Source organism: Brevibacterium rongguiense, assembly GCF_009857845.1.
Classification (GTDB): domain Bacteria; phylum Actinomycetota; class Actinomycetes; order Actinomycetales; family Brevibacteriaceae; genus Brevibacterium; species Brevibacterium rongguiense.
Map to the genome: position 1 here is coordinate 1 of NZ_WWEQ01000056.1, position 19,579 is coordinate 19,579.

The window sequence follows — 19,579 nt, forward strand, 5'->3', positions numbered from 1 at the left end:
TCGACGTCGCGCTTGCGCGTGCGCCGGCCGCGGCGCGCCCCGCGGCCCTCGTCCGCCTGCTCGGCACCCGCGGTGGGCTCGTCAGCGGCCGGCGCACCGTCGCTGCGCGCGCCGTCGCCCTGCCCCTGCGCGGACTCAGCGTCCTCGGACTGGAAGCCCTCGGACTGTGCCTCACCGGCAGCCGCGCCCTGGTCGGCCGCCTCGGAGGCGGTCTGGTCCTGGCCCTCGGCCCTGCGCCCACGGGAGCGGCGTCCGCGCCCGGAGCGCTTCTGCCCGCTGCCGCCGTCGGCTTCGCCGCCGCCCGCGGCGTCCTGCCCGGCCTCAGAGGCTGGGGCGCCCTCGGCCCCGGCCTCGGCGCGGGCCTGCTCGGCGGCCTCGTCCTTGCTCAGCGTCGCCTTCGCGACCGCGGCCATGGCTGAGCGCGTGGCGGTCTGCTTCTCCTCGTCCTCCGCGGACTCCGGCTGCTCGCGCCCCTTGTCCGCGCGCTCACCGCGCCCGGAGTCGCGCCCCGCATCGTCGGAGCCCCGGCGCTTGCCGCGCCCGCGCTTGGGCTGCGGCTCGGGCTCGCTCTCCGGGAGCATGAGGCCCAGGCCGTTCATGTCCTCGCCCGCCGCGGCGAAGGACTCGGCGAGCCCCGTGCCGATGCGCTTGCGGGTCATCTGCACGAGGCCCAGCGAGGTCACCTCGGCGACCTGGTGCTTCGTGCGATCGCGGCCCAGGCACTCCACGAGCCGGCGGACCACGAGGTCGCGATTGGACTCGAGGACCATGTCGATGAAGTCGACGACGATGATGCCGCCGATGTCGCGCAGCCGCAGCTGGCGGATGACCTCCTCGGCCGCCTCGAGGTTGTTCTTCGTCACCGTCTCCTCGAGGTTGCCCCCGGAGCCGGTGAACTTGCCGGTGTTGACGTCGATGACCGTCATCGCCTCGGTGCGGTCGATGACGAGCGAACCGCCGGAGGGCAGGTTGACCTTGCGCGTGAGCGCCTTGTCGATCTGCTCGCTCACGCGGTAGTGGTCGAAGATGTCGTCCTCGCCGTCGTAGCGGCTCACCCGCTCGCGCAGGTCGGGGGCGACGGACTCGACGTACTCGCTGATCGTCTCCCACACCTCGGCGCCGTCGACGACGAGCGCGCCGAAGTCCTCGTTGAAGACGTCGCGGACGATCCGCACGATCATGTCCGGCTCGCTGTAGAGCAGCTGGGGGGCGAGGACCTTCGTCGAGGTCGACTTCTTCTCAATCGTGTCCCAGCGCTTCGTGAGGCGCTCGACGTCGCGGCCGATCTCCTCCTCCGAGGCGCCCTCGGCGGCCGTGCGCACGATGACGCCGGCCGAGGCGGGGACGATCTCCTTGAGCAGCTTCTTCAGCCGCTGGCGCTCGACATCGGGCAGCTTGCGCGAGATGCCCGTCATCGTGTTGCCGGGCACGTAGACGAGGAAGCGCCCCGGCAGGGAGATCTGGCTCGTCAGCCGGGCGCCCTTGTGGCCGATCGGGTCCTTCGTCACCTGGACGAGCACCGAGTCGCCGGACTTGAGCGCGACCTCGATCCGGCGCGGCTTGCCGTTCATGCCCAGGGCGTCCCAGTTGACCTCGCCGGCGTAGAGGACCGCGTTGCGGCCCTTGCCGATGTCGATGAAGGCGGCCTCCATGCTCGGCAGCACGTTCTGGACCTTGCCCAGGTAGACGTTGCCGATGAGCGAGGCCTGCGCGCGGCGCTCCGAGAGGTAGTGCTCGACTGCGATCCCGTCCTCGAGGACGACGAGCTGGGTCCGCCCGTCCTGCTCGCGCACGAGCATCGAGCGCTCGACGGATTCGCGCCGGGCCAGGAACTCGGCCTCGGAGATGACGGGCCGGCGCCGCCCGGCCTCGCGGCCCTCGCGGCGGCGCTGGCGCTTGGCCTCCATGCGCGTTGAGCCCTTGATGCCCTGGACGGCGTCCTCGCCGGTCGAGGAGCTCGCCGAGCCCGAGCCGTTCGAACCACCGGAGTCGTTCGAGCCGTTCGAGCCCCGGCCGCTGCGCGCGCGGCGCCGACGGCGGCGCGAACCGCCCTCGGAGTCGTCCTCGCCGTCGTCGTCGGAGGCGTGCTCGCCCTCGGCCTTGGGGGCCTCGCCGGCGCCTGCGTCCTTGGCCCTGTCCTTCTTGGACTTCCCACCGCGCTTCGAGCGCCCGCCGGAGGAGTCGTCGGCCGCCGCGGCGTCGCCGAAGTCCGCCTCGTCGTCGCCGCTGCCGCGCTCGGACGGCTCGTCCTTCTTCGAGCGGCGTCCGCGCCCGCCGCGGCGGCGCCTGCGGCCCTCGCCCTCGCCCTCGTCATCAGAGTCATCGTCGTCCGCGACTGCGCGCTCGCCATCGCCCGCCGTGCGCTCGGCTGCCGCTCCACGGTCATCCGCGTCGTCGTCCGCCCCGCGGGCATCGGCCTCGCGTCGCGCGCCTCGGCGGCCGCGCCTGCGGCGCCCGGCGGGCTCGTCGTCATCGTCATCGCCGGCGCCGCGGCCGGCATCGTCCTGGCCCTCTTCGTCGTCCTCGTCGCTCCAGTCGGGGTCGACCTGCTGGCCGAGCTCGGCCTGAGGCGCCTGGAAGAGCAGTCCCCCGCCGGCGGGGGCGCCCACGGGCGCATAGGGCACCGGCTCATCCTGGGCGGAGAACATCCGGCCGGAGCTGAACGGCGCCGAGGCGGCCGGCGCCTCCGGCTCCTGGGCGGGCGCACCGGCGTCCGCCGGCTCCGCCGCATCGTCGGCGCTGTCGGAGAAGATCGCGTCCTCGAACGCGCGGCCGCGGTTCGAGTGCGCCGAGCGCGCCGAGCGCTGGCCGCCCTTGGCTGCCTTCTGCGCGGGGGCCTCCCCGCTGTCCGCGGGCTCCGCGCGCAGGTGCGCTGCGGCATCGGCGATCGAGTCGAGGACGGACTCGGAATCGGCTCCGCCGCGCGGCTGGGCGTCGGCGTCCTGGTGGGAGGCCCGCAGGCTCTCCAGGTCGGCGAGGATGCCGGCCGTGGGATCCGTGGTGCGGTCCTGCGAATTGTCGTTGTTCATGTGTATCGGCTCCTGTGCCGACTCGGGCGCCACACCCTCGCGCCCGCGTCGGCCGCTGGCATCGTCCGCGGTGCGGACGGAAAAATTCGTGTGCGGCCGTCGGCTCGCGCAGTCAGTCGTGCGCGGTGGCGTCGTGGCCGCCGCCTCGTCTTCGACCTCATCCGGGTGTGCACCCGATGGGTGGAGGCGGGCAGATCGCCGGGTGTGTCGGGCGATTGCGTCTGGACCAGTATGGCACAGGGCCCCCTCACACCCGGTCAGGCGCCGCCGGGCCGACGAGGCGGTCGGCGCGCCGGCGCCGCTGCGGCGGGCCCGGTGCGCACTGCAGGCACACCCCTGCCGGTGCGGGTAAGGGTCCGTTCCGGGACCGGTCCGCATGTCGGACGGGCGGCGCCCCGGGGGCGGACCGTGTGGACGCGGCCTGCGAATCCGGGCAAGCTTGCCCCGTGAGCGCTTCGAAGAACCCCCGCACCGCGGACCCGCTGGCCGCCGCCGACGCCGAGCCCGGCTGGACCGCAGACGAGGCTCTGGCACCCGATGATGACCGTGCGGCGGACGATGGCCCGACCCCCGCCTCGGGCGCGGGACGCGGACCGTGGTTCACCCGCGACCGGCCGCTGGGCATCTTCCTCATCATCGCCTCGGCGATCGGCTTCATCGCCTCGTTCGACCTCTCGGTGGACAAGGTCAAGAAGCTCGAGCAGCCGGACCGCGTGCTCTCCTGCGACTTCAACCCGTTCTTCTCCTGCGGCTCCGTCATGCGCTTCCCGCAGTCCCAGCTCTTCGGCTTCCCCAATCAGTTCCTGGGGATCATGGCCTTCGTCGTGCCGCTGCTGCTGGGCATCCTCCTCGTCTCGCGCACGCCGATCCCGCGCTGGGTCATGATCGGGCTCAACGTGGGCCTGGCGCTGGGGACGGTATTCGTCATGTTCCTGTTCATCACGTCGATCTACGTCATCGGGATCGGCTGCCCCTGGTGCATCGTCGTGTGGTCGGTGACGATCCCGATGTTCTGCATCGTCACGGCCCGCAACGCGCTCACGGGCGCGTTCGGGGCGGGGATCGCGGACAGCACGGGGACCTACGCGCTCGCGTCCAATGCGGTGTTCGCGGCGGTCGCCTGGATGCTCGTCATCTACGGCTGCATCGTCCTGCACTTCTGGCCCTACTTCTCCTCGCTCATCGGCTGATCCGGCCGCCGACACCTCCCTCACCGGGACGGACGTCACAATTCGAACCACTCAGGGCACGCTAACCTTATTCACATCCGACGTTCAGCGGGCGCGCCTTCCCCGGCGCCCCAGATGTGAAAGCAGCCCATGCCCACACCCCCCTCCCCGGCCCAGCGCGCACAGCGGCCCCGCGCCCTCCACGCGGCGCTGAGCCTGCTGGCGCTCATCGCCGCCACCGTCTTCGCACCCGCCGCCGCGGCCTCCCCCGCGGCGGCCGATGCAGCCGCCCAGACCGCCCACGAGCTCACCTGGCGCCTGCGCGCCTCCTTCGACTCCTACACCGGGGGCGGCGAGACCTCCGATGGAGCCCGCGTCGCAGACGGCGTCTACCGCTTCCCCCTCAAGGACTCGGCCTACGACGCGAAGACCCGCACGACCACGGCGCAGTTCGGCGGCACCGTCCACTACCGCAAGTGGCACGGCTACCACGCGGCTTGCCCGGACGTCGACGCGCTCGACCTCACGTTCTCGGACATGCGGATCGTCCTCAGCCCCTCGGGCTCGCACCTCTACGCGCACGCGAAGTCCCGCGCCTTGGACGAGACGAAGTGCGATCCCGTCCCCGACCTCGGCGAGGTCGAACTCGCCGACCTCGATGCCGCAGCCGTCACGCCCGCCGTCGGTGAGGCCGGCACCACATGGACCGCGATCCCCGCCACGCTGGGCTCCGGTGGCAAGCGGGCGTTCGCCGGCTTCTACCCGGACGGCTCCCCCCTGGACCCCGTCACATTCTCCGTGCCGGAGGCCGGCGGGCCCGTGGCCGACGCGGACCAGGGCGCGGAGCCCAACGTCCCCGTGTTCAAGCGAGGTGAGACCTACCTGCCCGACCACAAGAACTCGCTCACGGAGATGACGGCCGCGTCGTCGGACGGCAAGCGCCTCTACTTCACGGAGAAGGTCTCCGGGGGCACCCGCCAGATCACGGTGCTCGATGCGCAGACGCTGCGGCCGGTCGTGGGCGCACAGCCGCTGCCCCTGCCGACCACCTACTCCAATGACGACGGCTACTACGATGCGGCCGGCGACCGCTTCTTCGCGCTCATCCCGGAGAACGTCCACAACTGGCTGACCGAGGCCGCGTTCCGCAACGGCGCCTGGCAGACCCGCCACATGCACGAGCTGCCCGCCGACGCGGACGAGGACGGCATCACGCTGGCCGGCCTCGGCTACGATCCGGTGAGCAGGCGCGCGCTGGCGATCACCGGCCTCGACGGTCCGAAGTCGGCGCAGCCCTACCGTGCCCACGTCATCGAGGAGACCGCCTCCGGCTGGAAGGGAACCGACACGCAGCTGCCGCCCGTCAAGGGCTACGCGGACTACACGTACCGGCAGCTCGACTCCCGCGCCTCCGACAACCTCATGGCGTTCGCCGATGCCGATCACGCGATCTACACGCCCGCCTCCACGGCGTACAACGACGACCGCGACTCCGTCCAGATGCCGCCCTTCGTCCTCACGATCGCCGCCGACCGGTCCGTCACGGTGACGCCGCAGAACGATCTGCTGTTCCCCGGCGACCGCACCCGCACCCACGATGCGGTGAAGAGATTCGACGACGGCACCCTGGTGCTCTACACCCGCCGCAAGCGCACCGACCAGGGCGGCCCCGACGATGCCCTGCGCACCGTCGAGCTGCACGGCACCGCGCTGTCCGTGACGAAGACCGTGCGCTACGCGGACGCGAACATCAAGCTGCCCGGCACGCTGGGCGAGGACACGGGCCTGGGCCTGCGCTACACGTTCGACACCACGGCGGCCTCCCTCGTGCCCTCCCGCGCGGGAACGGAGCTGCCGCGCACCGCGATGCCCGACTCCGTGGGACAGTCCCCGCTGGACGGCAAGTTCAGCATGGCGGTGGGGCCCGACCACAGCATCTACTACCCCATCCGCGACACGACCACGGCGTACAAGCAGTACGGCGTCTCCGTGCTGCGCCTGCGCGGGATCACACCGCACTTCACCCGCACACCGGAGTCATCGCTCGTGCTGGACGGGAAGGCGGCCGCGCTCTCGGCGCGCGCCGAGGGCACACCTCGGCCCGCGATCACCTGGCAGGTCAAGGCCCCCGGCGGCACGTTCGCGGAGGCGGGAGCGCAGAACCGGGAGACGGCCGAGGGCTCCGGCGAGTTCGCAGTCGCGTCCGACACCCCTGCGGGGACGCAGGTCCGCCCCGTGGCGACCAATGCCGCCGGCACGGTCTACGGCCCGGCGACCACGATCGATCACGCAGGTGTGGTGCCGGACTTCCCGGATCCCAGTGCCACCGCCTCCCCGAGCGCGGAGCCGAGCGACGATTCCAGCGCAGAGCCCAGCTCCCCCGCGAGCCCGGGCCCCTCGGAGTCCGCCAGCACCGCGCCGACGGCTGCCTCGCCGCAGCCCTCGACCACGGCGGGTCGGCCCGCGCCGGCGTCGTCGAGCGCCTCGCAGCGCCCGCACCCGGGCGGCCGGGACGACACGGACGGCTCGGATCCGAGTGCCTCGCGCCCGGGGCACCCTGGTGCGGGCGACTCGGACCCGAGCGCTTCCCACCCGAGTGACGATCCGCTGCCGCGCACGGGCGCAGCCGCCCTCGCCGCATTGGCGCTGGGCCTCGCGCTCGTCATCCTCGGGAGCGGGACGGTCATCCTCAACCGCCGCCGGCGCTGAGCCGGCGGAGGGAGGAGCCTGAGGAGCCGGCCGTCCGGTCGGCGCCCAGGGGCCGGCTGTCCGGTCGGCGCCCAGGGGCCGGCTGTCCGCACTGCCGGCGGCCCACCGCCGGCCGGCAGCAGTGAGCAAACGCGCCCGCCCATGAGTGAGGCCCCCGCCGCGGCGGGGGCCTCACTCATGGGCGGGCGCGGAACGTGGTCGCGGGGTGCCTCAGCCCTCGTCGGCGGGGAACCAGATCGCGATCTCGCGCTTGGCCGACTCTGTGGAGTCCGAGCCGTGCACGATGTTCTGCTGCACGGCGGTGCCCCAGTCGCGGCCCAGGTCGCCGCGGATGGTGCCGGGCGCGGCCGTCGTCGGGTCGGTGGCCCCGGCCAGGGAGCGGAAGCCCGTGATGACCCCGTCGCCCGTCGCGACGACCGCCGCGATCGGGCCGGAGGCCATGAAGTCGACGAGCGGCTGGTAGAACGGCTTGCCCGCGTGCTCGGCGTAGTGCTCGGCCAGCTGCTCCTTCGTGGCGCGGACGAGCTGCAGCTTCTCGATCTCGTAGCCCTTGGCCTCGATGCGGGCGAGCACCTGGCCGATGAGCCCGCGCTTCACCCCATCGGGCTTGACGAGCACCAGCGTGCGTTCGGTCATGACTCCTCCTCGCTTCGGCGTGATGGTTCCGCGCGGCCCGCGGGACAGGCCCGAACGGGTCGCGCTCCGCGCCCGAGTCTAGTTCAGCGGCCGCGGCGCGCCTCCCCCGGTCTCACCCAGCGCCCGCCCGCGGACCGCCTGGTGAACCCGCCGGGGGCGCGGTTCAGCGCGCGTTGTGCTCCACGGCCCAGGCGGTGGCCTCCCGGTCGATGCGCCGGCCCCAGTAGAGGCCCGCCACCCACATCGCCCCGAACACCGCGCCGACGATGAGCATGGAGGGCATGACGATGCCGCTGAGCAGGATGAGCGCCTGCACGGCCCATCCCAGGGCGATGCCGGGGCGGCGCTGGCCGGCCCGGCGCGGCAGCAGCGCGGTCGCGGCGATCGCGACGACCGTGATGACGGCGGCGCCGGCGACGAGCCACGCGAACGGCACGGGGCGCAGGCCGTAGCCCACGAGCAGGGCGAAGTACAGCGAGAGCACCTCGCAGATGAGCACGGTGCCGCACAGGATGGGCAGCTTCGACTTCAGCGGCAGCGCGATGGGCTCCATCACGCCTCCTGGCTGCCCAGCAGCGTGCGGGCCTCGGCCACCGTGGCCAGCGAACCGGTCACGACGATGCCGGCGCCCGTGTCCTCGGTGCCCACCACCAGGTCGATTGCCGCCATGAGCGCGGCGTTCATATCCGGTGCCCGGTGCACATCGTCCGGGTCGTACCACTCCTCGGCCGCGGCGGCCAGGCGGTCGACCGGCATGGCGCGCGGGCTCAGCGCCTGGGTCACGACGATCCGGGAGGCGAACCGGTGGACGTACTCGAGCATCCCGTGCGGGTCCTTGTCCGCGTACACCGCGACGACGGCCACGACGTCCGGGAAGTCGAACGCCTCGTCCAGCGCCTCGGCCAGGGCCTGCGCCCCGGCGGGGTTGTGCGCGCCGTCCACGATGATCGTGGGCTCGGTGCGCATGATCTCCATCCGGCCCGGCGAGGTGACCTGCGCGAACCCGGCCCCCACGACGTCCGCGTCGAGCGGCTTGTCCTCCGCCGCCAGGAAGCACTCGACGATGGCGAGCGCCTGCGCCGCGTTCTGGGCCTGATGGGCGCCGTGCAGCGGCAGGAAGACCTCCGGGTACTGCGCGAACGCGCCGCGCAGGTTGAGCAGCTGCCCGTCGACGGCGCGCGAGCGCTCGACGACGCCGAACTGCTCGCCCTCCCACAGCGCCTCGTCGCCGCGCTGGGCGATCTGCTCGGCGAGGACGCCTGCTGCGGCCTCCGGCTGCTCGCCCACCACGGCGACGGGGTGCGGGGCCGGGCTCGGGTCGAGCGTGCGGTCGAGGATGCCGGCCTTCGTCGCGGCGATCTGCTCGAGCGTGTCGCCCAGGAAGGCCTGGTGGTCCAGCCCGATGGGGGTGAAGCCGCAGATGGCGGCGTCGGCGACGTTCGTGGAGTCCCATTCGCCGCCCATCCCCACCTCGAGGACCATGACGTCGACGGGCGCATCGGCGAAGACGGCGAAGGCGAGCACGGTGAGCGCCTCGAAGTAGGTGAGCGGCGCGCGGTCCTCGGCCGCCAGCTGCCCGTCGACGAGGTCGAGGAAGGGGGCGATCTCGTCCCAGACCCGGCCGAGTGCGAACGCGCTGACCTCGGCGCCGTCGACGCTGATGCGCTCGCTCAGGCGGTGCAGGTGAGGGCTGGAGAACCGGCCCACCCGCAGGCCGTGGGCGCCCAGGAGCGCATCGACCATCCGCACGGTCGACGTCTTGCCGTTCGTCCCGGTGACCGTGATGACCGGTGCGGACTCGTGGATGTCGCCCAGCAGCTCGCAGGCCCGGCGCGTCGCGTCGAGGCGCAGCTCCGGCTGGGCTTCGCCGGCGCGCGCCTGGAGCGCGGCCTGGACGCGGGCGAGCTCGGCGATCGCGGCCGGGTCGCGGTGCTCCTCGGCGCGCAGCTGCGCTGCCCGCTGGGCCGCCGAGGCGCCGGCGGGCTCACCGTCTCCCCCGCGGTCGGTCGCAGGCTCGTCGGCGTAGGCGGCGTCGGCCTCCTCACCGCCGCCGATGAGGCTGTCGATGCCGAAGACGTCGTCGAAGTCCCCCTCGGGCTCGGCGCCGTCGTCGTGGGGCTCGCGCGGCTCGCTCATGCGCGCACCACCTGGACCTGGGCACCCGGGGCGACGTCTCCCGCGGCGAACACGCCGTCGCCGGCGAGCTCGTCCGCGGTCAGCTCCACATCGAGGGCGAGGGTTTCGGCCCCGATGAGCTCGGCGTGGGCGGCCAGCGCCGCGCGCACCCCGTCCTCCGGGGCCGCGATGCGCAGCCGGATGCGGTCGGAGACGTCGAGTGCCAGCTCGCGGCGGGCCGACTGCACCGCGCGCACGGTGTCGCGGGCCAGGCCCTCGGCCTCGAGCTCCGGGGTGACGACGGTGTCGAGCGCCACGAAGCCGCCCGCGGTGGGGGCGAGGACAACGCCCTCGGCCCCGGATTCGGCGACGTCCTCGAGCGCGTACTCGCCCTCGACGAGTTCGATGCCGCCGCTCGTCACGGTGCCGTCGTCGGCCACCGACCAGTCGCCGGTCTTCGAGCCCTTGATGGCCTGCTGGACCTGCTTGCCCAGGCGAGGGCCCGCGGCGCGCGCGTTGACGGTGAGCCGGCTGGCCAGCGTGAAGCCGGCCTGCGCCGCCTCATCCAGCGTGAGCACGCGGACGCTGCGGACGTTGAGCTCGTCGGCGATGATCGCGGTGAAGTCCGCCCCGAGCTCGACGTCGGTGGCGACGGTGAGCTCGGACAGCGGCAGGCGCACGCGCAGGCTGTTGGCCTTGCGCAGGCTCGAGCCCACCGAGCACACGCTGCGGGTTACGTCCATGGCGGCCACGAGGCCCTCGTCCACGCCGAACGGCGCTGCGTCCGGGTAGTCGGCCAGGTGGACGGAGCGCTCGCCGGTGAGGCCGCGGTAGATCTCCTCGGCCGCGAACGGCAGCAGCGGCGCGGCCACCCGCAGGAACGCCTCGAAGCACGTGGCGAAGACATCGAACGTCTCCCGCGTGTCCGGGGTGCCCGCCCAGAAGCGGCGGCGCGAGCGGCGCACATACCAGTTCGTGAGCATATCGAGGTAGTCGCGCAGGATCGCGCAGGCGCTCCACACGTCGTAACCGCTCATCGCGGCGCGGAAGTCCTCGATGAGCGCGTGGGTCTTGGCCAGCAGGTAGCGGTCGAGCACCTGCCCGGACTCGTAGCGCTGGGAGGCGCCGTAGCCGCGGGACCCGGCGGGCGCCTCGGCGGCGGGATCCGCGCTGTTGGCGTAGGTGGCGAAGAAGTGCCACGTGCTCCACAGCGGCAGCAGCACCTGGCGGACGCCCTCGCGGATGCCCTGCTCCGTGACGACGAGGTTGCCGCCGCGCAGGATGGGGCTGGACATGAGGAACCAGCGCATCGCGTCCGAGCCGTCGCGGTCGAAGACCTCGTTGACGTCCGGGTAGTTGCGCAGCGACTTCGACATCTTCTGCCCGTCGGAGCCGAGCACGATCCCGTGGCAGATGACGTCGAGGAACGCGGGCCGGTCGAACAGCGCGGCGGCGAGGATGTGCAGCGTGTAGAACCAGCCGCGGGTCTGGCCGATGTACTCGACGATGAAGTCCGCCGGGTAGTGGTGCTCGAACCACTCGCGGTTCTCGAACGGGTAGTGGACCTGGCCGTAGGGCATGGAGCCGGAGTCGAACCACACGTCGAGGACGTCCTCGACGCGGCGCATGGTCGAGCGGCCGGTGGGGTCGTCCGGGTTGGGCCGGGTGAGCTCGTCGATGAAGGGGCGGTGGAGGTTCGGCTGCCCGTCGGGCCCGGTGGGGATGCGGCCGAAGTCGCGCTCGAGGTCCTCGAAGGACCCGTAGACGTCGATGCGCGGGTACTCGGGATCGTCCGAGCGCCACACGGGCACGGGGCTGCCCCAGAAGCGGTTGCGGGTGATCGACCAGTCGCGGGCGTTCTCCAGCCACTTGCCGAACTGGCCGTCCTTGACGTTCTCCGGCACCCAGGTGATCTCCTGGTTGGTCTGGAGCATGCGCTCCTTGACCGCGGTGACCTCGACGAACCAGGAGCTCACGCCCTTGTAGATGAGGGGGTTCCGGCAGCGCCAGCAGTGCGGGTAGGAGTGGTCGTAGGTCTCGTGGCGCACGAGCACGGTGCCCGGCGTGACGGAGCCGGCCGGCTCTCCCTTCGTGGCGGCCTTGAGGTCGCGGATGACCATGGGGTTGGCGTCGAAGACGAGCTCGCCCTCGTATTCGCGCACCGGGGCCGTGAAGCGGCCGTCGGCGCCCACCGGCATGACGGCCTCGATGTTCTCGCGGGTCGTGACGACGTAGTCGTCCTCGCCGAACGCGCCGGCGGTGTGCACGAGGCCCGTGCCGTCCGTGGTCGTGACGAAGTCGCCCTCGACCACGCGGAAGGCGTTGGGCTGGTCGGCGAAGTAGCCGAACGGGGGGCGGTAGTGGGTGCCCAGCAGGTCCGCGCCCGAAAGCTCCCTGAGCACCGTGGGCTGCTCGCCGAACTCGCGGGCGTAGGCGCCCAGGCGGGTGCGGGCGATGACGTAGCGCTCCGGGCTGCCGGTGGGCCCGTCGGATTCGATGAGGACGTAGTCGATGTCCGTGCCGACGACGATCGCGAGGTTGGACGGCAGCGTCCACGGCGTCGTCGTCCACACGAGCAGCTTGGCGCCGGCCAGCTCGCCGTCGGTGGCCTCGAAGCCCACCGTCACGGCCGGGTCCTGGCGCATCTGGTAGACGTCGTCGTCCATGCGCAGCTCGTGATTGGACAGCGGCGTCTCGTCCGACCAGCAGTAGGGCAGGACGCGGAAGCCCTCGTAGATGAGGCCCTTCTCGTAGAGGCTCTTGAAGACCCACAGGACGGATTCCATGAAGCTGGGGTTGAGCGTCTTGTAGTCGTTGTCGAAGTCGACCCAGCGGCCCATCCGGTTGATGTAGGCCTGCCACTCGTCCGTGTACTTGAGCACGGAGGCCCGGGCGGCCTCGTTGAACTTCTCGACCCCCATCTCGAGGATCTCGTCCTTGGTCGTCAGCCCCAGCTGGCGCATCGCCTCGAGCTCCGCGGGCAGGCCGTGGGTGTCCCAGCCGAAGCGGCGCTCGACGCGCTTGCCGAGCATCGTCTGGTAGCGGGGGACGACGTCCTTGACGTAGCTCGTGAGCAGGTGGCCGTAGTGCGGCAGGCCGTTGGCGAACGGGGGGCCGTCGTAGAAGACGAACTCGTTGTCGCCGTCAGGGCCGGGATCGCGCTGGGCGACGGACTCCTCGAAGATCGCGTTGTCGTTCCAGAAGGCGAGGATGTCGCGCTCGAGGGCGGGGAAGTTCGGGGATGCGGTCAGGCCGGCCGCGGCCGTGGACTGCTTGGGGTAGACGGGCTGGGTGGCATCGGCCATGGCGTCCTCTTCCTGTGCGAGCCCGGCGTGCCGGGCGGGGGCTGCTTCGCACGAGGACGACATCACTGCCGCGGTACCACCTCGCTTATCCCCGGGCCCGAGGTGCGCCGGGGCTGCGCATTCGCACCGCCCCGCCGGCCTGGGCCAGAGGATCGCTCTTCGGGGCTGTGACGGGCCCGCCCGTCCGGGTCTACTGGGCGCTGGCGCCGTTCTTCCGGATGCTCCCCGGTGATGGCCGGATCACTGCGCGTCCAGTCTAGCGCGCCGGGCGGGCGCGGGCGAGGCGGGCCGCCGCGCAGCGGAGAGCGAGGCGGTCAACCGGGCGAGCGCAGTCGAGGCGGACCGCCGGGAGGCCCCGCTGGTCACAGGCCTCTGCTGCTCACAGGCCCCTGTTGCGCGCGACCTTGTGCTGGGCGGCCTGCGCGATGGGGCGGATGACCATGAGGTCGACGTTGAAGTGGTGGGGCCGGGTGAGCGCGTAGACGATCGCGTCGGCGCAGTCCTCGGCCGTCAGCGGATTCTCCACCCCCGCGTAGACCTTGTCCGCGGCCTCCTGCGAGCCCAGCCGCTTGGCCGAGAACTCCTCGGTGGCGACCATGCCGGGGGCGATCTCGATGACGCGCACGGGCTCGCCGGCCAGCTCCAGGCGCAGCGTCTCGGCGATCGCCGCGGTGCCGTGCTTGGCGGCGGTGTAGCCGCCGCCGCCCTCGTAGACGATCCGCCCGGCGGTCGACGACATGATGACGATGTCGCCGCGGCCGGACTCGATGAGGGCGGGGATGAGCGCCTTGACGCTGCGCAGGGTGCCCAGCACGTTGATGTCGAGCATCTTCGCCCAGTCGTCGATGTCCGCGCTGCGGATCTCGTCCTGACCGAAGGCGGCGCCCGCATTGGCGACGAGCGCGTGAACCGGACCGCCGGCGGTGACCTCGGAGGCCATCCGCGCGACGTCGTCGTCGCTGGTCATGTCCGCCACGACGTAGTCGCACCCGGTCTCCTCGGCCAGCTCGCGCAGCCGGTCCTCGCGCCGGGCGACGGCCACGACGTCCCACTCGAGGTCGCGCAGCTGGCGGACCGTCGCCGCCCCCATCCCGGAGCTCGCGCCGGTCACCACTGCTCGCAGATTCGCCATGTCTCTCTCCTGTGCCGTCGTGCCTGTGCCGTAGTGGCCGTCGTACCAGGGCCCGCGGCCGCGCGCCCCGCGCGCGGGCCTCGTCCCGGCGCGCCCACCCAGCGTATACCGCGGCCCGGGGCACCCGCCTGCCGTTTCGCGGCGGGCGGGCCCGCGCCTCGGCGGCCATTTCGCAGCGGGTGCGGCGGCGGGTGCGGCGGAGGCTTCGCGGCGGGCTGGCCCGCGCCTCGGCAGCCGTTTCGCACTGGGCACGCGGCAGGAGCAGCGGGGTCGCACCGGCCGCGGGCTGTTCGCCGGCCCCCGCGCGCACCTTCCTGTCGCCGGATCGCCCGCGCTCGACCGCAGCCCCCGCCCCGCCCGGCTCGGAGCCCCCCGCCCGACTCGGACGGCCCCGCCCGGCTTGGAGGGGCCCGGGCGGGGATGGGAAGATCATCATCATGGACACCCCAAGCACACATGACTCGGTGCATCTGCCGGACAAGCCGGCCCTCGAGGGCCTCAAGGACAAGTGGGATCGGGCGTGGGGTGAGGACGGCACCTACGCCTTCGATGCCACCGCGGACCGCGCGGACGTCTACTCGATCGACACTCCCCCGCCCACCGCCTCGGGCTCCCTGCACGTGGGCCACGTGTTCTCCTACACGCAGACCGATGTCATCGCCCGCTATCAGCGCATGACCGGCAAGAGCGTGTTCTACCCGCTGGGCTGGGACGACAACGGCCTGCCCACCGAGCGCCGGGTGCAGAACTACTACGGGGTCACGTGCGACCCCTCGGTGGCCTACGATCCGGGCTTCCGGCCGCCGGACAAGCCCGCGAAGAACCCGCGCGACTTCGTGGCGGTCTCCCGGCAGAACTTCATCGAGCTGTGCGAGGCGCTGGCCTCCGACGACGAGCAGGTCTTCGAGGATCTCTTCCGGTCCGTGGGCCTGTCCGTGGACTGGCGCTACACGTACCGCACGATCGACGACACCTCCCGGGCCGTGTCCCAGCGCGCCTTCCTGCGCGACCTGGCCGCCGGCCACGCCTACTCCCAGGACGCGCCGACGATGTGGGACGTGACGTTCGGCACCGCCGTGGCGCAGGCCGAGCTCGAGGACCGGGAGAAGGAGGGCGCCTACCACCGGGTGAACTTCTACCCCGAGGGCCCCGACGGCCTCGCCGACACCGCGCGCGAGCCCGTCGTCATCCTCACGAGCCGCCCCGAGCTCATCCCGGCCGTCGTCGCCCTCGTCGCCCATCCGGACGATGAGCGCTACCAGCCGCTGTTCGGCACCCGCGTGGTCTCCCCGCTGTTCGGCGTCGCCGTCGAGGTCCGCGCCCACGGCCTGGCGAAGTCGGACAAGGGCACCGGCATCGCCATGGTCTGCACGTTCGGCGACCTCACCGACGTCACGTGGTGGCGCGAGCTCGACCTGCCCACCCGCGCCGTCATCACGCGCGATGGCCGCCTGGCCCGCGAGACCCCCGAGTGGATTGCGGCATCGCCCAAGGAGGATGCCGTCGCCCGCTACGAGGCGCTGGCCGGCAAGACGACGTTCACCGCGCGCAAGGAGATCGCGGAGGCGCTGCGCGAGTCCGGCGACCTCATCGGCGAGCCGGAGGCCATCACCCACCCGGTGCCGTTCTACGAGAAGGGCGACAAGCCCCTCGAGGTAGTCGCGAGCCGCCAGTGGTACATCCGCAACGGCGGCCGGGATGCCCGGCTGCGCGACGAGCTCATCGCCCGCGGCCGCGAGCTCGAGTGGCACCCGGGCTTCATGCGCTCGCGCTACGAGAACTGGGTCGAGGGCCTCAACGGCGACTGGTTGGTCTCGCGCCAGCGCTACTTCGGCGTGCCCATCCCGCTGTGGTACCGCCTGGACGCCGAGGGCAACCCGGACTACGACGCGCCGCTGACCCCGGACGATGCCGCCCTGCCCGTGGATCCGCAGGCCCAGGCCCCGGCCGGGTTCGACGAGTCCCAGCGCGACCGGCCCGGTGGCTTCACCGGCGACCCGGACGTGCTCGACACGTGGGCCACCTCCTCGCTGACCCCGCAGATCGTGGGCGGCTGGAGCCGCGACAACGAGCTGTTCGGGACCGTCTTCCCCTTCGACCTGCGCCCCCAGGGCCACGACATCATCCGCACGTGGCTCTTCTCCACCGTCGTGCGGGCCAATTCGCTCAACGACTCCGTGCCGTGGACGCACACCGCGCTGTCCGGCTGGATCCTCGACCCGGACCGCAAGAAGATGTCGAAGTCCAAGGGCAACGTCGTCGTGCCCAGCGACATCCTCGCGGAGGCCAAGCCCGGCTTCGGCCCCGACGCCGTGCGCTACTGGGCCGCCAGCGCCCGCCTGGGCGGCGACACCGCATACGACGTCGCGCAGATGCAGATCGGCCGCCGCCTGGCGATGAAGCTGCTCAACGCCTCGAAGTTCGCCCTGGCCCAGGGGGTGCACGCGGACCTCGTGGGCCGCACGGACCTCGTCACCCACGACCTCGACCGCTCGCTGCTCGTGCGGCTCGACGCCACGGTGCGCGCGTGCGGTCAGCACATGGCCGCCTACGACTACGCCCACGCGCTGCGCGAGGCGGAGTCGTTCTTCTGGACGTTCACCGACGACTACGTCGAGCTCGTCAAGGACCGCTCCTACGGCGCACAGGGTGAGGCCGCGCAGGCATCCGCGCACGCCGTGCTCGCCACGGCCCTCGATGCGCTCCTGCGCCTGTTCGCGCCCATCATGCCGTTCGTGACCGAAGAGGTCTGGTCCTGGTGGCACGAGGGCTCCGTGCACCGGGCGCCGTGGCCCGTGCCCGCCGCCGAGGCGCCCGCCGGCGATGCGGGGCTGCTCGACCGGGTGGCCGGGGTGCTCGCCATCGTCCGGCGAGCGAAGACCGAGGCGAAGGTCTCGCAGAAGACGGAGATCGCCGCGGCGCAGCTGAGCGCGCCCGCGGAGACGATCGAGGCGGTGCGCCTGGCGGGAGCGGACCTGCGGGCGGCCGGCCGCATCCGCGACTGGCAGCTGAGCGCCGACGACTCCCGCACGGGCGCCGAGCTCACGGGCGTTCAGTTCGTCCCCGCGGAGAGCTGAGCGTGGCAGGCGGGGAGCCGCAGGCGGCCTCCCCGCCTCCCGGGTCGGCATCTCCCGGATCCGCGCCTCCCGGATCCGCGCCTCCCGGGTCCGCGGAGGACGGCGGCGCGCCGCAGGCAGCCGGACCCGCCGAGCACCGGGCGTCGTGGGCCGAGCTGTTCTTCGACCTCGTGGCCGTGGCCGGGGTGGCCGCCTTCGCCCACGTCCTCCACGCGCCCTCGCCGCACGCGTGGGCGGTCTTCGTCCTGGGCTTCGGCGCGCTGTGGATGTGCTGGACGAGCTTCATGGTCTACGGCAACACCGCGGGGACCACCACGCGCACGGTGCGCCTCGTGATCGGCATGACGATGATCGCGGCGATGGTCGCCTCCGTCGACGGCCTGGCGGAGAACCTGGGCGCCGGCAGCGGAGAGACCCACGCCGATGCGCACAACATCCACGCCACCGTCTTCGCGATCGCCTATCTGGGCGCGCGCTTCTTCGCCGCCCAGTCATGGAACAGGGGCGAAGTCGTCACCGACTGGCCGGTCGCCCAGCAGGCGGTGGGTGCGCTGCCCTGGCTCGCATCGATCTGGGCCCCACCGTCGTGGACGCTGTGGCTGTGGGGCGCCGGCCTCACGATCGACGTCCTCATCCTCGTCCTCGTGCAGCGCTCCGACATGGTCGAGCGATTCAACGAGCGCATCCGCGAGCACGAGCGCCGGGCCCAGGCCGGGCGAGGCAGGCCCGCGCGCCTGCGCCGGCTGGGACAGGACACCGCCCACCGGGGACCGCGCGGAGGACGCCAGCGGCGCGGGGAGCGACCGCTCACGGTCGTCGGCCGGGCGCTCGACCCCGAGCACCTGGACGAGCGGATGAGCCTGTTCGTCATCATCGTCCTCGGCGAGTCCATCCTCCAGGTCATCGAGGCCGCCGCTCAGGCCGAATGGACCGCCGCGCTGCTGCTGGCCGGGGCCGCCGCGATCACCGTTGCGGCCTGCCTGTTCGGCCTCAGCGTCGTGCTGGGCGGGGCGGGCGTGCCGCTGCTGCGCCTCTCCGGGCTCGCGCTGCGCGCGGCCCTGGGGTTCCACTCCCTCACGACGGCGTGCCTCGTGATCATCGCCGTCGGACTCGGCGGGGCGGTGGAGTCCGCCGCCGAGGCGCCCGGCGGCACCGTGCGCTGGCTGCTGTGGGGAGGCCTGGCCGGCTACTTCCTCATCGGGGCCCTGGCCAGCCTCATCACCCTGCCCGGCAGCTGGCCGCGCGCCCTCATGTGGCTGCTCACCGGCACGCTCCTCCCGGTCCTGTGCGCAATCTTCGTCACCCGTCTCCCGTGGGCGGCGATGCTGTGGCTCACCGTCCTCATCGTGGGCTTCCACCTGGCCGGCGGGGCGCGACCGGGCCCGCAGCCGACCGCGCCCGAGAACGCCGGCTGAGCAGATCGCGCGGGTGCACCCGCCCGCCCCGGTGAGGCCGCCCCCTCCCCCGTGATCTTGCACCGTGGTGTTGCAGCGCTGCCATCGAAGGCTCTGGGCACGGCGGCGCGCAGCGTCTAGCGTGGCACGCAGGAGGCGGCAGCGGGCCGCAGCCGACATCACAGGAGGATGCCGTGCGCAGCGAACTGTTTGCCGCTTCACACCAGGAGAAGGAGTCCCGGCAGCGCTGGACGCTCCAGTCAGCGAAGATGCTGCGGACGTACATCGAGCCCAGCGGCCCGCTCATCGCCACCAAGGGGGCCATGGTCGCCTATCAGGGCAACGTCGACTTCGCGCACCAGGGCTCGACGTCGGTCGGCCAGTTCCTCAAGAAGGCCATGACGAGCGAGGACACGCCGATGATGCGGGTCGAGGGGCACGGCGAGGTGTTCTTCGCCCGTGCGGCGTCCAACATCTTCATGATGCAGCTGGAGGGCGGCAGCGACTCACTCTGCGTCAACTCGTCCTCGATGCTCGCGTTCGACGCCTCGCTCAACTGGGACATCAAGCGCATCAAGGGCGTGGGGGCGCTGGCCACCGGGTCGGGCCTGTTCAACCTCGAGCTCTCGGGGCAGGGCACCGCGGCGCTCTGCTGCCAGGGCGAGCCCATGATCCTCGACTGCTCGCAGACGCCCACCTTCGTGGACCCCCAGGCGGTCGTCTGCTGGTCGGCCAACCTCGTGCCGCAGATCAAGGCGGCCGTGAGCCTCGGCTCGTTCATCGGCCGCGGTTCGGGCGAGAGCTTCCAGCTGCAGTTCCACGGCCCGGGCTTCGTCGTCGTCCAGCCCGCCGAGATCTTCTGAGGCCCGCTGTTCGCCGGGCCGCTCCGCTCGGGGCCGCTGCGCTCGGGATCTCTGCGCTCGGCCTCGAGCCGAGCGCGCCGCCGTGCTCGCCGTGCGGCGAGCGGGCCGCCGCGCCCCGAGCGAGCCGCCGCGCGGCCAGCGGTGCGAACC

11 protein-coding genes are annotated in these 19,579 nt (G+C 72.5%); 5 read left to right on the forward strand and 6 right to left on the reverse strand.

The window, feature by feature from the left end:
- The coding region (locus tag GSY69_RS11100; protein ID WP_235936500.1) for an Rne/Rng family ribonuclease at positions 1 to 3,029 on the reverse strand (3,029 nt) is incomplete at its 3' end.
- Between the two features lie 446 nt (positions 3,030 to 3,475).
- On the opposite strand from GSY69_RS11100, the gene GSY69_RS11105 reads away from it, so the two are divergent.
- Both GSY69_RS11105 and GSY69_RS11110 read left to right on the forward strand, forming a co-directional pair.
- The gene (locus tag GSY69_RS11105; protein ID WP_202411054.1) at positions 3,476 to 4,219 is read left to right on the forward strand and encodes a vitamin K epoxide reductase family protein; all 744 of its coding nucleotides are present in this window, start codon (positions 3,476 to 3,478) and stop codon (positions 4,217 to 4,219) included.
- Positions 4,220 to 4,348: 129 nt separating this feature from the next.
- Entirely contained in the window at positions 4,349 to 6,907 is a 2,559-nt protein-coding gene (locus tag GSY69_RS11110) for an HtaA domain-containing protein (protein ID WP_160953915.1), read from the forward strand.
- 210 nt (positions 6,908 to 7,117) lie between these two features.
- Here GSY69_RS11110 and ndk read toward each other — a convergent pair whose 3' ends face one another.
- The 5 genes from ndk to GSY69_RS11135 all read right to left on the reverse strand — a co-directional run bounded on the left by ndk (position 7,118) and on the right by GSY69_RS11135 (position 14,095).
- Positions 7,118 to 7,543: a nucleoside-diphosphate kinase gene (gene ndk, locus GSY69_RS11115; protein WP_160953916.1), complete on the reverse strand. Its 426-nt coding sequence runs from the start codon at positions 7,541 to 7,543 to the stop codon at positions 7,118 to 7,120.
- Between the two features lie 163 nt (positions 7,544 to 7,706).
- Entirely contained in the window at positions 7,707 to 8,096 is a 390-nt protein-coding gene (locus GSY69_RS11120) for a DUF4233 domain-containing protein (RefSeq protein WP_160953917.1), read from the reverse strand.
- Positions 8,096 to 9,679, reverse strand: a complete 1,584-nt coding sequence (locus GSY69_RS11125; protein WP_160953918.1) for a bifunctional folylpolyglutamate synthase/dihydrofolate synthase — start codon at positions 9,677 to 9,679, stop codon at positions 8,096 to 8,098. The genes GSY69_RS11120 and GSY69_RS11125 overlap by 1 nt, the downstream gene beginning before the upstream one ends.
- Positions 9,676 to 12,963 carry an isoleucine--tRNA ligase gene (gene ileS / locus GSY69_RS11130; RefSeq protein ID WP_160953919.1) on the reverse strand — a complete coding sequence of 1,096 codons (3,288 nt, stop codon included), beginning with the start codon at positions 12,961 to 12,963 and terminating at the stop codon, positions 9,676 to 9,678. Before ileS ends, GSY69_RS11125 begins: the two co-directional genes overlap by 4 nt.
- 379 nt (positions 12,964 to 13,342) lie before the next feature.
- The gene (locus GSY69_RS11135; RefSeq protein WP_160953920.1) at positions 13,343 to 14,095 is read right to left on the reverse strand and encodes an SDR family oxidoreductase; all 753 of its coding nucleotides are present in this window, start codon (positions 14,093 to 14,095) and stop codon (positions 13,343 to 13,345) included.
- A gap of 437 nt (positions 14,096 to 14,532) precedes the next feature.
- On the opposite strand from GSY69_RS11135, the gene valS reads away from it, so the two are divergent.
- The 3 genes from valS (at position 14,533) to GSY69_RS11150 (ending at position 19,429) form a co-directional block, all read left to right on the forward strand.
- Positions 14,533 to 17,172 carry a valine--tRNA ligase gene (gene valS / locus GSY69_RS11140; RefSeq protein ID WP_160953921.1) on the forward strand — a complete coding sequence of 880 codons (2,640 nt, stop codon included), beginning with the start codon at positions 14,533 to 14,535 and terminating at the stop codon, positions 17,170 to 17,172.
- Between the two features lie 2 nt (positions 17,173 to 17,174).
- Positions 17,175 to 18,587, forward strand: a complete 1,413-nt coding sequence (locus GSY69_RS11145) for a low temperature requirement protein A (protein WP_160953922.1) — start codon at positions 17,175 to 17,177, stop codon at positions 18,585 to 18,587.
- A gap of 173 nt (positions 18,588 to 18,760) precedes the next feature.
- On the forward strand, positions 18,761 to 19,429 hold the full coding sequence (locus tag GSY69_RS11150) for an AIM24 family protein (RefSeq protein ID WP_328698856.1): 669 nt from the start codon (positions 18,761 to 18,763) through the stop codon (positions 19,427 to 19,429).
- The last annotated feature ends 150 nt before the right edge of the window (positions 19,430 to 19,579 follow it).

What these genes read in the sequence shown, in the direction of transcription:
- GSY69_RS11135 (WP_160953920.1), bottom strand. Translation starts at nt 14,095, where the DNA reads ATGGCGAATCTGCGAGCAGTGGTGACCGGCGCGAGCTCCGGGATGGGG.
- GSY69_RS11120 (WP_160953917.1), bottom strand. Translation starts at nt 8,096, where the DNA reads ATGGAGCCCATCGCGCTGCCGCTGAAGTCGAAGCTGCCCATCCTGTGC.
- ileS (WP_160953919.1), bottom strand. Translation starts at nt 12,963, where the DNA reads ATGGCCGATGCCACCCAGCCCGTCTACCCCAAGCAGTCCACGGCCGCG.
- valS (WP_160953921.1), top strand. Translation starts at nt 14,533, where the DNA reads ATGGACACCCCAAGCACACATGACTCGGTGCATCTGCCGGACAAGCCG.
- ndk (WP_160953916.1), bottom strand. Translation starts at nt 7,543, where the DNA reads ATGACCGAACGCACGCTGGTGCTCGTCAAGCCCGATGGGGTGAAGCGC.
- GSY69_RS11110 (WP_160953915.1), top strand. Translation starts at nt 4,349, where the DNA reads ATGCCCACACCCCCCTCCCCGGCCCAGCGCGCACAGCGGCCCCGCGCC.
- GSY69_RS11125 (WP_160953918.1), bottom strand. Translation starts at nt 9,679, where the DNA reads ATGAGCGAGCCGCGCGAGCCCCACGACGACGGCGCCGAGCCCGAGGGG.